Annotated in this window: 12 protein-coding genes and 1 pseudogene; 8 read left to right on the top strand and 5 right to left on the bottom strand. The window is 50.6% G+C overall.

Annotated elements, in window-relative coordinates:
* Positions 1-325: 325 nt before the first annotated feature.
* Both ABDK11_RS07790 and ABDK11_RS07785 read left to right on the top strand, forming a co-directional pair.
* On the top strand, positions 326-1,483 hold the full coding sequence (locus tag ABDK11_RS07790) for a Shedu immune nuclease family protein (RefSeq protein WP_346839726.1): 1,158 nt from the start codon (positions 326-328) through the stop codon (positions 1,481-1,483).
* Positions 1,484-1,550: 67 nt separating this feature from the next.
* Positions 1,551-2,372: a restriction endonuclease gene (locus ABDK11_RS07785; protein ID WP_346839725.1), complete on the top strand. Its 822-nt coding sequence runs from the start codon at positions 1,551-1,553 to the stop codon at positions 2,370-2,372.
* A gap of 33 nt (positions 2,373-2,405) precedes the next feature.
* Here the strand turns inward: ABDK11_RS07785 and ABDK11_RS07780 are convergent, their stop codons facing one another.
* The gene (locus ABDK11_RS07780) at positions 2,406-3,185 is read right to left on the bottom strand and encodes an IS110 family transposase (protein ID WP_346839724.1); all 780 of its coding nucleotides are present in this window, start codon (positions 3,183-3,185) and stop codon (positions 2,406-2,408) included.
* A gap of 953 nt (positions 3,186-4,138) precedes the next feature.
* Between ABDK11_RS07780 and ABDK11_RS07775 the strand changes: the two genes are divergently transcribed.
* A complete protein-coding gene (locus tag ABDK11_RS07775) occupies positions 4,139-5,182 on the top strand; it encodes a DUF4917 family protein (RefSeq protein ID WP_346839723.1) in 1,044 nt (347 codons plus the stop codon).
* Positions 5,183-5,268: 86 nt separating this feature from the next.
* Here the strand turns inward: ABDK11_RS07775 and ABDK11_RS07770 are convergent, their stop codons facing one another.
* On the bottom strand, positions 5,269-6,156 hold the full coding sequence (locus tag ABDK11_RS07770; protein ID WP_346839722.1) for a LysR family transcriptional regulator: 888 nt from the start codon (positions 6,154-6,156) through the stop codon (positions 5,269-5,271).
* 102 nt (positions 6,157-6,258) lie between these two features.
* Between ABDK11_RS07770 and ABDK11_RS07765 the strand changes: the two genes are divergently transcribed.
* Together ABDK11_RS07765 and ABDK11_RS07760 are read left to right on the top strand one after the other, a co-directional pair.
* Positions 6,259-7,344 (top strand): aldo/keto reductase, encoded by a 1,086-nt coding sequence (locus ABDK11_RS07765; RefSeq protein WP_346839721.1) that lies wholly within the window; start codon positions 6,259-6,261, stop codon positions 7,342-7,344.
* A 212-nt stretch (positions 7,345-7,556) separates the two neighbouring features.
* Positions 7,557-8,438, top strand: a complete 882-nt coding sequence (locus ABDK11_RS07760; RefSeq protein WP_346839720.1) for an MBL fold metallo-hydrolase — start codon at positions 7,557-7,559, stop codon at positions 8,436-8,438.
* 168 nt (positions 8,439-8,606) lie between these two features.
* On the opposite strand, the gene ABDK11_RS07755 is transcribed toward ABDK11_RS07760, so the two are convergent.
* Positions 8,607-8,945 carry a citrate/2-methylcitrate synthase gene (locus ABDK11_RS07755; protein WP_346839719.1) on the bottom strand — a complete coding sequence of 113 codons (339 nt, stop codon included), beginning with the start codon at positions 8,943-8,945 and terminating at the stop codon, positions 8,607-8,609.
* A gap of 15 nt (positions 8,946-8,960) precedes the next feature.
* Entirely contained in the window at positions 8,961-9,947 is a 987-nt protein-coding gene (locus ABDK11_RS07750) for a helix-turn-helix domain-containing protein (protein ID WP_346839718.1), read from the bottom strand.
* A 145-nt stretch (positions 9,948-10,092) separates the two neighbouring features.
* Here ABDK11_RS07750 and ABDK11_RS07745 point away from each other — a divergent pair, with 145 nt between their 5' ends.
* Together ABDK11_RS07745 and ABDK11_RS07740 are read left to right on the top strand one after the other, a co-directional pair.
* Complete coding sequence (locus tag ABDK11_RS07745; protein WP_346839717.1) at positions 10,093-10,740, top strand: DUF899 domain-containing protein; 648 nt, start codon at positions 10,093-10,095, stop codon at positions 10,738-10,740.
* A gap of 192 nt (positions 10,741-10,932) precedes the next feature.
* On the top strand, positions 10,933-11,247 hold the full coding sequence (locus ABDK11_RS07740) for an EthD family reductase (protein ID WP_346839716.1): 315 nt from the start codon (positions 10,933-10,935) through the stop codon (positions 11,245-11,247).
* Positions 11,248-11,337: 90 nt separating this feature from the next.
* Here the strand turns inward: ABDK11_RS07740 and ABDK11_RS07735 are convergent.
* A pseudogene (locus tag ABDK11_RS07735) lies at positions 11,338-11,634 on the bottom strand (citrate/2-methylcitrate synthase); the annotation flags it as partial.
* A 1,256-nt stretch (positions 11,635-12,890) separates the two neighbouring features.
* Here ABDK11_RS07735 and ABDK11_RS07730 point away from each other — a divergent pair.
* The gene (locus ABDK11_RS07730) at positions 12,891-14,165 is read left to right on the top strand and encodes a hypothetical protein (RefSeq protein ID WP_346839715.1); all 1,275 of its coding nucleotides are present in this window, start codon (positions 12,891-12,893) and stop codon (positions 14,163-14,165) included.
* The last annotated feature ends 219 nt before the right edge of the window (positions 14,166-14,384 follow it).

Here is a 14,384-nt window from a genome sequence, read left to right as displayed (position 1 = left end):
GATCGATTTTTAATCTCTTCAATATATTCCCACCTGCAGACTGCCCGGAAAATGATCACCGGGACTGTGATCTAGGCACTACCGCAAAATTCAGCGAAAATCTCATAGGAAACAATGCTTTATCATTCTGCCGAAAAATGGGGATATGAGGCACTGCGACCGTTTATTCGGGATTGGCTTTTAGTACCAAGTACCCTGAAGGCTTGACGCTGCGGGCGTTGCTGCGCATTCTTGGTCAAATTGTCTCGATTGGGATATGAGGCGGGGGAAAATGGTCATTACGACCATGATATAAATGTTAGCTTCTGGCAGGAGTAAACAAAATATGGATGACGATTACCAGAACCCTCTGCCGGGGAAAACCTATATAAGCCCGTCACTCCAAGCATTTGGAGATAAGGAGCGAAGGGTTCGTATCGCATCCAAAATACTTCCCTCTGAAGACGGCTATGAATATGCAAAGGAACGCGACGAAGTAGTTTTAAGGAAAAAGCCAGATGCAAAGACCTATATAAAGGCGAAATTCATCGAAGATTCAAGGCAAATTTTTGTCCTAACTGTACAGAAGTTCGTATCAGAAACGGGGCAGCCGTATGGGTCCGGATTTTCCTTTGTAGGTGAAGAAATCGGTCGGTTTTGTGAATTTCTAGCAAATATTCATTCAGTTGATTTCAAAAACAAAGCGAAAGTAAATATCACCGACGAAGAGCTTCGAAAAATAGCTTTAACAACTCATCAGGCGAAAGCCTTCCTAGTTGATAACCAAGAGCTGTTTGCAGAAGTTCTCAAGTCTGAGGTGACCACTGAAGATATAGTTGCTGTTGGATTTCGAAAGAAGCAATTGAGTGTCTATGACAAGCTTCTAAATAACCAGAGCTACTTCGATGATTTAAGGGCAAGGAAAAATTGCTCCAATGAGGCTTTGTGGCAAAAATACTTTGAAAAGAATCCCTGGGTATTTGGTTACGGTTTAGGGTATATATTCCTATCAAGTCTCGACGACAAAAAGCTAGAGCAAGTAGTTCAGGGGCATAGCGTAGATTCACATGGTAAGCGTGTTGATGCGCTTATGAAAACAAAGGGTATTATTTCCAATCTGTGTTTCGTCGAGATTAAAACTCATACTACAGCACTACTAGAAAGTAAGCCTTACCGATCTGGCTGCTGGGCACCTTCAAAGGAATTAGCGGGCGCGATAGCACAGGTCCAGGGCACAGTAGCCTCTGCCGTGGAAAATCTATCCAGCAGACTTAGTCCTAGTGATAATGAAGGCAATCCGACTGGCGAAGAAATCTATAACTATCAGCCTAAATCCTATTTAGTCATAGGTAGTTTGAGCGAATTTTTGTCAGAGCAGGGCGTAAACAAAGATAAGCTGAGGTCTTTTGAGCTACTCCGGAAGAACACTTCTAATCCTGAAATTATCACATTTGATGAACTTTATGAGCGAGCAAAATTCATTGTCCAGCACAACCAAAGCTAACCAGTCACGCCACGCGGACGCACTAAAGTGCGCCGGTGCGCTCAAGCGTTATGTCTAAGAGGGTTTGATGAAAGTATCCACTTCGTCGAAAGAGTACGAAAAGCTAGCTCGGAGATTATACGAAGATATTATCTCCAAAGAAGGCATAGACAATATTGACGTCCGGCATGATGCGAAGATAACTGGAAAATCAGGCGTAGAGCACCAAATAGATGTCTATTGGGAGTTTCGTTATGCCGGAGTTAAGCACAAAGTTTTGATTGAGTGTAAGCACTATAGCCATAACGTAAGTTTGATTCATGTAAGAAATATGCATGCGTTAACAACTGATATACCCAATAGTACAGGGATTATTCTTACTACAGTTGGCTTTCAATCAGGTGCTGGAAAATATGCCAACTTCTACGAAATTGGATTAAGGCTTCTAAGGCTTCCGAAGACGGAGGATTGGAATGGCGGCATTCAAATTATAAACATCGACATGACACTTCTAAGGAATAACTATACCGACTTAATTCCTGATTTTGATGGCAATGATGAGGATACGAAGGCTGCTATTGATAAAAACCCTGCATTAATGAGTTTCAATAAAGATTCGATAGTGATTGTTGAAGATGATTACGAAGATTCTACGCTTGTAGAGTGGCTAGATAGGAATACTCCAAGAACAATATCTGAGTTTGGTATTGAATTGGAGCACACAATTATTCCCGATACAGCATATGTTAAAACTGTTGAAGGTGTAAATTTAAAGATAGGCAGGATGAAGGTTAAATATACAGTTTCATGTATTAAGCAAAACCTGCATATTGACCACATGTCTTTTGTTGAAGCAGTTCTGGAAGATTATGGTACAAAAATTGTTGAGCACATGCTGCCAAAGACATAACAAGCGACTGTGGCTTCAATCCCTATCAAAAAACTAGGCGACCCATTCCTTTTGGTCGCGAACCATCGCGTTTAAGACCGTGAGCAACTTACGCATGCAGGCAACTAAAGCTACCTTTTTGTGCTTTCCTTTTGCTACCAATTGTTGGTATTGAGCTTTGATTGCCGGGTTGCACAGCGTAGCGCTGACGGTAGCCATATACAGCACGACACGTACAGATCTCCTGCCACCTTGAATCCGTCGCTTTCCCTTGAGCTTCCCGCTGTCTCGGTTAAATGGCGCGACGCCAGCTAGCGAAGCAATCTGCTTGTTGTTCAACGTTCCGAGTTCAGCTAGGTCTCCAAGGAGAGTGTGCGCTAGAACGTCGCCAACACCTGGTACACTTTTGAGCAATCTCTTCTTCTCAGACCAGGATGATTCTTTTTCGATGGCCTTTGAGAGCTGCCCATCAGCCCACTCAATCTCCTTGTCGAGAGTCTTTAGGATACGCCGGTAGGAGGCCTCCAGGATTCCGTCTCCCATGACTTCATCGCGATTCAATTCTTGAACTCTAATGTTCATCAGTTGGCGACGGCTGACCGGTAAGTCTTTGATTCTTCTTAAGTTCTTTCCGTTATTGCGACTTATCCTAGGCTGCACTTTCGCGCCAAACTCTGCAATCAGAGCAGCATCTATGCGATCAGTTTTTGCCAGCTGATCAATAGCACCTGCATAGCGCCGTACAGAGAGAGGTTTAACGATTACGACCGGCAGATCGCGCTCAAAGGCTGCCCGAGCAAAATTCAGCTCATAACGGCCCCGTGGCCTCGACAACTACCCATTCTACGTTATAACGGCTATGCGCCCAATCGAATAGCGAATACCTTCCTCGCTGTTGTTAGACGACCAGTGAACGCCTCTTTCATGGATGTGAAAATCCAGAGAGAACTTGCCAACATCCACACCAATATTGACGCCCGTTACCTTGTTACACTGAATTGCCATAGAGACTCTTCCTTGCTAAATTCGGGCTCGAAGCCCATTCGACTGTTCGAGTTAGTAAATCGGGTCGGCCACCCGCACCACGCTTGTTAACGGTCTCTATGGATCAGGCAAGCATCGGACTGGGAGTCCGGTAACATGGTGAGAGATGTTACGGGCTTCAACTTACCGAATTCAGGGGAACTAGACCACACAAGGCGCTGCAAACCGGCAGCTTACCGTGTGCACCTTTTGCGCTGTCGCTGTCGCTGTCGCTGTCGCTGTCGCTGTCGCTGTCGCTGTCGCTGTCGCTGTCGCCCCTATTTTCGCGCAAAACGCGCACATGGCAAGCTGCGGCTGAGCGCGGCGTTAGTTGAAATCCACATAACCGAGGGAGTGAAGATGATAGACACATTGATCAGTGCAATTCGAGAAAGAAAAGAAATTGAATTTACATATAGCGGTCTAGATCGAATTGGCCAGCCTGCTGCAGTGGGGGTATCCACATCTGGAAACAACGTACTTCGTATATATCAAACTGTAGGCGGTCATATTCACCCTAATCATGAGTGGGACCTATGCTACGTATCCGACTTATCGAACGTTCGCATTACTGACAACACCTTTACTGTTGATCCTCCTGGGTATAGGAGGGGGGATCGAAGGATGTCAACGATCTATGAAGAGTTATAGTAGTCAACTAACAAGTTGCTGTTGTCAGCGCTGCGCGGCTGGGATCTTCGTTCCGCTGCGCTTCACTTCGGCCCCAAGGCAAGGCGTTATGTTTCACATGGAGTATTTACAAGGTGTTGAAAATTGAGAACTACGACGACTGTCTTCAAGAGCTCAATAAGAAACGACGCAATCTAAATTTGCTACTTGGTAACGGGTTTAGTATCGCCTATGACCACGAAATATTTTCTTACAATGCTCTCCAGACGTTCATGGCGGATCTTAAAGATCCCATTATTGATGAGCTGTTCAGGATAGCTCGATCGAAAAATCTCGAAGTTATTATGCAGCAACTGCGCGTGGTATCTGAGCTGCTTAATGCATTTGGTGATACATCGGGTTTACGTGATCGTGTTTATGAAGCTGACGAAAAACTTAGAAATGGATTAATTAAAGCGGTAAAAGCCCTTCACCCAGAGCATGTTTTTAAAGTTCCGGAAGAAAACATAGCTTCTTGTTACAAGTTCCTGACTCCATTCATGGAGAATAAGGGGAATATATTTACTACAAATTATGACATCTTGCTCTATTGGGTACTTATGCGAAGCGGCTGTAGAATAGGTCACGATGGCTTTGGCTATGAGCGTGAAAATCCAGAGGAAACTAATCCTGACGAGTTTCAATATGCGCCAGAACTAACGTGGGGGCCCAATATAGGTTCTCAAAATATTCATTATTTGCATGGTGCACTTCACCTTTTCGATACAGGAATAGATATAGAGAAAGAACAGTACGATGATACTGGGTATATTCTAGATCATATTAAAGAACGCATGGATCGCGAGGAGTACCCTGTATTTGTTACAGCCGGTGATGGACAGGATAAGCTTTCTCAAATTGTTCACAATCAGTATTTGTCTCATTGTTTTGAACAGCTAAAGTCACTAAACGGGTCGCTCGTTGTATTTGGTTTTCAATTTGGTGAGTACGACCACCATATTATAGAAGCACTCAATGAATCTGCACATCACGGACGAGGAGCAGCAGAAAAACTGTTCAGCATATACATCGGAGTCTATTCGGAAGCCGATGCAGAGTATATCCGGTCTATTGCACACAAATTTAAATGTAAAGTTCGTCTTTTTGACTCTGCAAACGCGAATATATGGGGCAAATAGAACATAACAATTTAAGCAAGCGGGACCGCCTTACTGGCGCCCCCTTCTTAAAGCGTTAGCTTTAGTACTTCTTCCCCCTGCAAAACTCAACATTTCATAAAATCTATGAAGGCTCTCAGAGCAGTTGGGACGAGGTCTCTACCGGAAAAATAGAGGTAGTTGGCCGGTAAAGTCGGGGCACTGTTTTCGAAGACTTCAACCAGTTGTCCGTTTTGCAGCCAGGGTATGACTTGTTCTTCAACCAAGCAGACGATGCCGCAGTCGTTCAAGGCGGCCTGTAGCAAAAGTTCTGCATCGTTCAGTACCAAGTGAAACTTGGGATTGACGGAATATTCTTCCGTACTGTTCACGAATGTCCATGGATACAAAGTGTTGGCGGATATAAAGCGGTAGCCGATGCAGCGGTGCTGATTCAATGCCCGAGGATTTTCCGGTGTACCGAAGTTGGCTAAATAGGTGGGCGAGGCAACGTAGTACAGTTTCTTGGGTTGATCGATGCGCACGGCGATCATATCCGGTGAAAGTTTTTCACTTGGTCGAATACCTGCATCGAAGCCTTCTGCTATGAAGTCCACCAGTCGATCGTTCATGTCGAGGTCTACAAAAACGTTCGGATACGCTTGCATGAAGTCGGACATACGGGGGATTAACGAGTATTTCGCTGCGATATGATGGCATGTGATTCGGATGCGCCCTGACACCTCATTAGTGTGTTCGCCGATGCTATCAATTGTTTGATTCAGTGTTTTCAGTGTGGGGGCGAGTTCGGACAGGAGCTTAAGGCCAGCCTCTGTGGCGGCAATGCTGCGGGTTGAGCGATGGAGTAAACGTGTCTCCAGTTGCTTTTCCAGCTTCTTGACGGCGTGGCTGACGGCGGAGGGCGTAGTGCCCAGCTGTCGAGAGGCCGCGGCGAAGCTACCCGCTTCGCATGCGGCAGCGAAAACCAATAAGCCGTTCCAGATTTCTTTTTTCATTGCTGAATTTAATTCATGTATGTATGGGCGATTATAGCGGTTTTTATAGGAAAACCTACCTGTTAGATTGATTTCACACATTAATCAGACAGGATTAGCATTGTGACGCATTACAGTACATTGGGTCGTTCAGGTTTGGTCGTGAGTTCGTTGTCTTTGGGGACCATGACATTTGGCACACAACGCTGGGGCGCTGACGATCAGCAGTCTTACGAGATTTTTAAGGCCTATTACGACATGGGCGGTAACTTTATCGATACCGCCAACGTCTATTCGGGCGGCCAGAGTGAGAAACTGGTTGGTCAGTTCGTCCAAGAGATGAACATCCGTGATGAAGTGGTTATTGCAACCAAGGCAGGCTTCGGCACAGGCACGCATCCTCACACGGGTGGCAATGGCGCTAAGCATATTTCCAACGCGTTGGACGCGTCACTGAAGCGCATGAACACGGATTACGTGGATCTGTATTGGGTTCACATGTGGGACATGGTTACGCCTGCGGAAGAAATGCTGGAAACCATGGCGTCTTTGGTAAGAGCTGGGAAAATTCGATACTGGGGTATTTCTAATTCTCCAGCGTGGTATATCTCCAAAATCGTGACGCTGGCGAAAGCGTTAGGCTTGCCGGGGCCAATCGGCCTGCAATTGCAGTATTCGCTGGTGGAACGAAACATTGAAGCGGAGCACTTTCCTCTGGCGTTGGAAGAAGATTTGGCGGTCCAGCCCTGGAGCCCGCTGGCAGGGGGTTTTTTAACGGGCAAATACTCGCAAGCCGATCCTGATAACGTGGCTGGGAAACGTGGTCCTGCATTACCGGATGGCGCGGAAGATACCGGTGCAGAAACTAACCGTTTGTCTGGGAATAATCCGTTCGGAGACAGTATGTTCACGGAGCGCAATTGGCAGATTCTGGATGTTCTAAAAGAAATTTCGGAAGAGACCGGTTATCAGATGGCGCAAATCGCGCTGAATTGGTTGAGCCGCCAGCCACTGCGTGCGCCAATACTGATCGGTGCGAGCCGCAAGAGGCAGTTGGATAGCAACATGGCTGCGTTGGATATCTCACTGACGGATGAACAACTGACTCGCCTGAACGGCATCAGCCGCCCGGATCTGGAGTACCCTGCTGCTTTGTTTAACCCAGAGGTGCAGAAATTTGTCTTCGGTGGCCATAAGGTGACGGCGTAAGTGGCACGTCTTTGGGCCATAGATTTAAATGGGCCGTACCGGCTAAAATGATAAATGCTATAGGGCTTATGCACTGATTCAGCGGGTTATTCCTTTCTGATTATGACAAGTTCATCAAGTACCGAAGCTAACATACGCAAAGATACGGATCAATTTTCCGCTTCGCTCCAAATTGGTCGGTATTGCGTGCGTTAGGCACAATAGGAGACTTCATGGAATATATTCCTCTCAAAATACTAGTTGGAAAAGCCACAATCACCCGAGTCGAGGAAACTAAATTTTCTTTGCCACCCGACACTCTCTTTCCTGACTGGGATACGCGCTATGGTCAATCCATGGGAGGAATTCTTAATCCAGCTAGCTTGGACCTCGTTAATCAGCGAGTGCCATTACAGACTCACTTATGGGTGATGGAAATTGGTGGTCTGACCATCGTTATTGACACCGGAATCGGAAATGGGAAAGCTCGTCCATTCAGCAAACTGTTCGATATGCTCGATACGCCGTTGCTCAAGCGTTTCGAAGAAGCAGGATTTCAGCGAGAGCAAGTCGATTACGTGCTCCTTACTCATCTACACGTAGATCATGTGGGTTGGAACACGCATTGGGAAGATGGCCGATGGACGCCGGTATTTCCCAATGCCACTTATGTATTCAGTAAACAGGAGTGTGATTTTTTCAGCACGCCGGGCGGCGCCGCCCGGCGCATGGTCTTCGAGGATAGTGTGTTACCAATCATTGAGGCAGGAATGGCACGCATGGTGCCCGATGAAGGGGAAGAGATACTTGACGGAATCCGTTTCTTGCCTACCCCAGGGCACAGCACTGGGCACATGGTAATTTCAATAGACTCACATGGAGAAACGGGGGTATTTTCAGGGGACGTTATGCATAGCCCATTACAAGTCTATCGTCCGACCTGGAACTCGGTTTTTTGTCTCGATCAAAAATCGGCACAAAAATCGCGCGAATGGTTGCTCGCGTATGCGGCGAACAAAAATGCTATCGTTTTCAGCGCACATTTTCCAGAAACATCTGCGGGAAGAATTCAGCAAGATGGGAACGGGTATGAATGGTTTTATGTGCCGGCCTAACAACGGCTTCGAGCCCGACAACTCTTCGCATTGCGGCTCAAGCCAGCGTTAAACTCCCACCTACCGGCTCTTCCAACACAGCTGTTTGAGACACCCGCGCAAAGTATCTCCCGCCGGCAACCCGACTCGAAGTGCCGGCGGGATCCCTACTACAACCGCACAACCCCCTCAACGCCCCACGTAAAGCGCCCGCGGCCGAATCAACCGCGGATGCAGATTGAACTCTAGGAAATGTGGAATCCAGCCAAACACCCGGCCACACGCAAACAGCGAGACGAAATACCGCTCCGGAGTGCCCTGCGCCAGGTAGGCAGCGCTCTTGTAGAATTCCAGGTTCGCGTAGATTTCTTTTCCTTGGGCACTGAAGACGTCCTGGCAGGTGTCCTCCACCGCCACCAGGGTTTCCATCAGCCCCCTGCCATTCGGTGCCTTCGCAGAACTGGGGGCCATGAGTTTCAGAATGACTGGCAGGCTGGCGATCACCCGCCCAGCGAGCGATCTATGCATCCTCCCCTACAGCCCTCACAGACGCCCATATTTATTGCGATATTCCTGCGGCGTAACACCGGTCAAGCGTTTGAAAACACTGCGGAAGGTCTTGCTATCGTTGTAACCCACTTCGTAGGTCAGTGCCTGGATGTTTTTCTTGCCACTTTCCAGGGCTTTCTTGGCGACCTCAATTTTCACTCGCTGGATATATTCAATCGGCGTAATCTCAACGGCCTGCTTGAAGCGGCGGATAAAATTGCGTTTGCTCATATTCACCTGCAACGCGACCTGCTCGACGCTAATGTCCTCACCATAGCGCTCTTCGATGAAATTCTGCGCATCCAGAATCGCCTTGTCACCGTGCCGGTCCAGGCCGCTGAATATCGAGAAGTGCGCCTGGTTCATATGATCCCGGTGGATGGAAAAGTTCTTGGCAACCCGCACCCCGACATCGTGCCCGCAGAATTTCTCGACAAGATATAACACCAGGTTCAGCGACGAAAACGCGCCGCCGCCGGTGTAGATGCCGCTCTGGTCGGTGAGTACCGAATCCGGTTGCAGGTCCAGCGCCGGGAAGCGCTGGCGCATATCGTCGATGACGGCCCAGTGCGACGTGCAGGCCTTGCCTTCCAATAATCCGGCTTCCGCCAGGAAATAGCTGCCCTTGCACAGGCTCGCGACTTCCGTGCCCATTTGATAGTGCTGCTTCAGCCAGGCAATGGCCGCACTGTTCTTGCTGCGCAACGGCTCCCATGCGCCATCGAAGGCGGGAACCAGGATCAGGCTCTGATGATGGCCGGCGGGCTTTGGCGGCACCTCTTCCAGGCTGCGTGTGCAGGCGAAGGACGCGGGGCTGCCGAGCCGGATATCATTAGCCTGCTGCGCAACCAGGGAGATATCAAAAGCCGCCGCCCGCCCCATCTGTTTGAGGATATCGTTCGTGCGCGTGAAGATATCCAGCGGCGCTGCCGCCGACGAGAGCACCACTTCTTCAAAAACCAGGATATAGACACTCTTCACTGTCGTACGCTCCTGCGTCCCTTTCACTGCGGAAGATCATAGGCGAGTGGATGGCACAAAACCACCCTGCCCCCGTCATTTGAGCACAGTGCTCGCCAGGGCATCTAGCACCATACTGACCCGGACACTGAAAACGGAGGTCACTATGAACCGGATCGTCGATACACAGGAATGGCAGAGTGCGCTGGAAGCCTTTCGAATCAAGGAGAAGGAACACACCCGGCTGCGGGATGCGTTAAACGCCGAACGCCGTCGCCTGCCGATAACAGAAGTCAGCAAGAATTATCGCTTTACCGGCCCCGAGGGCCAGGTCAGCCTCCTGGACCTGTTTGAAGGGCGCCGACAGTTGATTGTCTACCACTTCATGTTTGCCGAATCGCCGTGCACCGGCTGTTCGATGATGGTCGACAATATGGGGCATATCGCCCACATCCATGCGCGCGACACTTCGCTGGTACTGGTATCCCTCGCCCCCTACGCAAAGCTCGCCGCCTTCAAGGAACGTATGGGTTGGGAGTTTCCGTGGTACTCCTCCGCAGGTAGCGATTTCAACCGGGATTTCGATGCGACCCGCGAGAACGGCGAAATGTTTGGCGTGAGTGTATTTATCCGCGACAAGGACACTATTTATCGCAGCTACCACACCACCCTCCGCGGCGCGGAATACTTGGGCTCCAATTTTTCTTATCTCGATCTCACCCCAATGGGCCGCCAGGAACTCTGGGAGGACAGCCCGGAATGCGTCCACCAAACGCCGCCCTACCAGTGGTGGCACAAACACGACGAATATTAAGGGGGACTGGCAATGTGTCCGCTGTGTGCCCTGACCGGGCTGACAACCCGGATGCTTGTCGGAGGCGCAGGCAGCAGCTGCGCCGCCACCGCGGCGGTTTACTGGCACAGACGGAAGTCAGCCTCAAGAACCAGGTGCAAGGCAAAAGCTCTTGCGCAGACGAATATTATTAAACCCAAATAGGAGGGTGGTATGGCGCGTATGCTGGTTATTTACAAGGCCCCTGCAGATCCGGCAGCCTTCGATAAACATTATTTCGATGTTCATATTCCATTGGCCAAACAGCTGCCCGGTCTCAAGCGCTACGAGATCAGCAAGGGCCCCATCGTCGCCCTGGCAGGTGCGGATAGTCCTTACCTCATAGGCACTCTGCACTTTGAATCGATGGATGCCATTAAAGCAGCATTTGCAAGCGAGTGCGGGCAGGCTTGTGCTGCGGACCGCCGAATTCTGGCGCCCAACGACGAGGACGTGCAAATGTTCCTGTTCGAAGATCAGAGTACCTGAAACGGCAGCATCCCCAGCCGGCAAACCGGCTCGGGATACCGGCGGGAGCATCGCCTGCGTCAGCATAGATGGCCCGCCGGCACAACCAACTCAACGGCTGACGTACAGCGCCCGCGGCCGGATCAGCCGCGGATCCCGGTTGAACTCGTGAACGTGTGAGGTCCAGCCAAACACCCGGCTGCACGCGAACAGCAAGGCGAAGTAGCGCTCCGCAATACCCAGCGCCAGGCAGACCGCGCCGTTGTAGAATTCCAGGTTCGCGTGAATCTCCTTGCCTTTCGCACTGAAGACGTTCCGGCAGGTGTCCTGCACCTCTACCTGGGGTGCCATCAGCGTCTGCCATTCAATGCCCTCGCAGAACTGGCGGGCCATGGGCGGAGGTATTGCTAATCTTTTGTTCGTTTTGTGCCAACAGGAGCGAAGAAGCGGCTTTCAGTTCCGCGGCGATAACATTTCCAAAGTGGTAGAGTATTGGAGATGAGCAGAATGCTCTAACATGCGGCTATAGTCGTCGCCGCGGCAAACGCAGCTGGGAGGGTTTAGGTTACGCTCCAGCCGCCCCGAGGCCGTCCGTTAGGCGGCATCACAACCAAGGATGCATTCCCGTGAAACAAGAACAGCCCCAACTACCGCTGCACGGTGCATGCCATTGTGGCTCGGTCCGCCTTACCCTACCGGCGGCGCCCGAAACCGCGACCAGTTGCAACTGCTCGTTATGCCAGCGCACGGGAGGGATATGGGCCTACTATGAGCTTGGTACGGTGGTTATCCAGGGCCACCCCGAGAACACGGAAAGCTACCTCTGGGGGGATCGGACCCTGAGGAACTTTCGGTGCAAGACCTGCGGAATCGTCACCCACTGGGAGCCGCTGCAACCCACAACCGGCGCTCGTCATGGCGTGAACCTACGGAACTTTGCACCCGAGCTCCTGGAGTCGGTCGCCGTCAGGCAGTTCGATGGAGCGGATACATGGAAATTCCTGGATTGAGCGCTTATCGCTTCCTCTATTCGGCGCTTGGAATTTAATAGGTACCACTCGACAATTCGTCCAGCTGGAAACCACGTCGCCGATCTCTTTGCCCTTCCCGAAAAATTCTAAATTTTGTTCCCTTTCCTGCCCCCGGGAATAAGGCCACGCTTAGCTGTTTTGGCATCATATCGAGCCTAAAGACCCGGGATGATTGCGTAAAAAGCATCGTCCTTAAGGCGCACCGGCGAGTGCGCGCTATAACGCGCCGCACCGCTGGATTACAAGGCATTAGGCGGCGCGATTGGTAAAAAGCCCCGTCTTTGTCCCTTCCCCTGTCGTACTTACAGCTAACATAAATTGACGGGCAGAGTGTGCCTCCTGCCAGGCGCGCCGTTCGCCTGCCTGCCGCGCTAGCCGGGTTGGGTAGACTGGCGTGAAGTTCCAGCACCCAACGAAGCTTTGGCGGGGCGATAAGGGATACCTTCGATAAGTTAAAGCGGAAGTGCAGGCTGCATCAGCCTGAAAATCGACGGGTTATTAATTCAGATGTTTTTATCCCTTGTGGGAAAATTTCAGGTTGCTTCGCACGTGGTGGGCTCTGCCTGCTCCATATCTTCTTGTACACGTTATCTTGCGGCTCTATCACCGTGCGGCTTGCTGCTGTGTGCGCTCGTGAGCCTGCCCGCCTTTGCTGATGATGAAGTTGCCGTGGTGTCCGATCCCGACAAGGTGACAGAGTCTTCCGCCGACAAGCAGGCTAAGGAAGAAGACACGCAAGCCAAGGAGGAAGACAAGGAAATCAGGTTTGGCCCGGTCACTTTAGGTGGCGCTATTCGGGTCAGTTACATCCACGGGGACTACGTGGTGGTTGGCAAGGCGCCGCAGCGCGGGGGCAACGGCGGCAATGTGGAGCTGGATACCTTCCGCATCAATGCGTCGCTTGAAAGCGGCCACCTGAGGGGTAAGCTGGAGTACCGCTGGTACGATGGCTATAACTTTCTGCATACCGGCTGGCTGGGGTACGAGTTTGACGAGGCCGGTCAAATCCAGGTCGGTGTGACCAGGGTTCCATTTGGGCCCGGGCCGTACGGAGTGTCGCAGAGCTGGTTCTTCGATCAGCATTATTATGTGGGCCTGTCTGACGATATGGACCTGGGGATCAAGTACCTGACTAAACGGGGGGACTGGGATCTGGCACTTGCCTATTTCGAGGGCAGCGAAGGCAACTGGAAAGGCGCCAGCGCGGACAGTGCGCGGTACAGTTACGATGTGGTGAGGTGGCGCTCCGCGATACTGGATGACGGCAGTGTCGTCCCGGCCATTGAAAATGGCTACAGTGAGCGCAGCCAGGTAAATGGCCGTGTAATACGCCACTTCCGGAATGCGAAAATTACCACGGACCTCGGTTTGTCCGTACAGCGGGGCAGACTTCTCGGAAGGGATGTCGAAAACGGCGACCACTGGGCGGCCTCTGTACATATGGTCAATAAGGTGTGTGGATTTACGCTGGCGAGTCAGCTCACCCGCTACAAGATCAATATCGGCGAGGATAATCTCCTGGGTACGAGCGAGCTGGTCCCAATGGGTGCCTACGACTTTGCCTGGCCGGTGGCCACAGACGCGTGGATACCGGCGATTTCGTTGAGCTACAAATACACCACCGAGAGTATTTCCTGGCTGGATTATGTGATCCCGTATATTGAATACAGCGCTATCCGAAAAAAGAGCGAACATATCGGTGACAGCGAGCTGATCACCATCGGAGCCGCCTGGTCCAATGGTGGTTGGTACATATACACAGATTACGTGCGCTCAAACGGAAACCTGTTTGTCGGCAATGAGGGTGACGACTACACAAATATCTTTGATGGCGTTGGGGATTTTGGTATCGATGGCAATGACCGCTGGAACTCTCGCCTGAATATTAATTTTGGGTATTATTTTTAGGAGAGCTCGGGTGGCCAGTTTCCATACGGCTTTTCGTGTATCTGTGGGTTGGCAAAAACGGCGATGGTGCCCGTTCAATTGGAGCCAAGGTGCGCGTTCAGAAACATAATCATGTCATCCAGGGTGTCCGGCGCGTCTTGAATGAAGGAGTGCAGGGGCGCGCAGCTCCGCCTAAACACCTTTCGCTCCAGAAGCGACCCGGGACTTCTGAGGGCATTA

The sequence above is a fragment of the Microbulbifer sp. SAOS-129_SWC genome, assembly GCF_039696035.1.
Lineage (GTDB): Bacteria > Pseudomonadota > Gammaproteobacteria > Pseudomonadales > Cellvibrionaceae > Microbulbifer.
The sequence above is the reverse complement of the archived record's forward strand: the minus strand, read 5'-3'. Positions and strand labels throughout refer to the sequence as shown.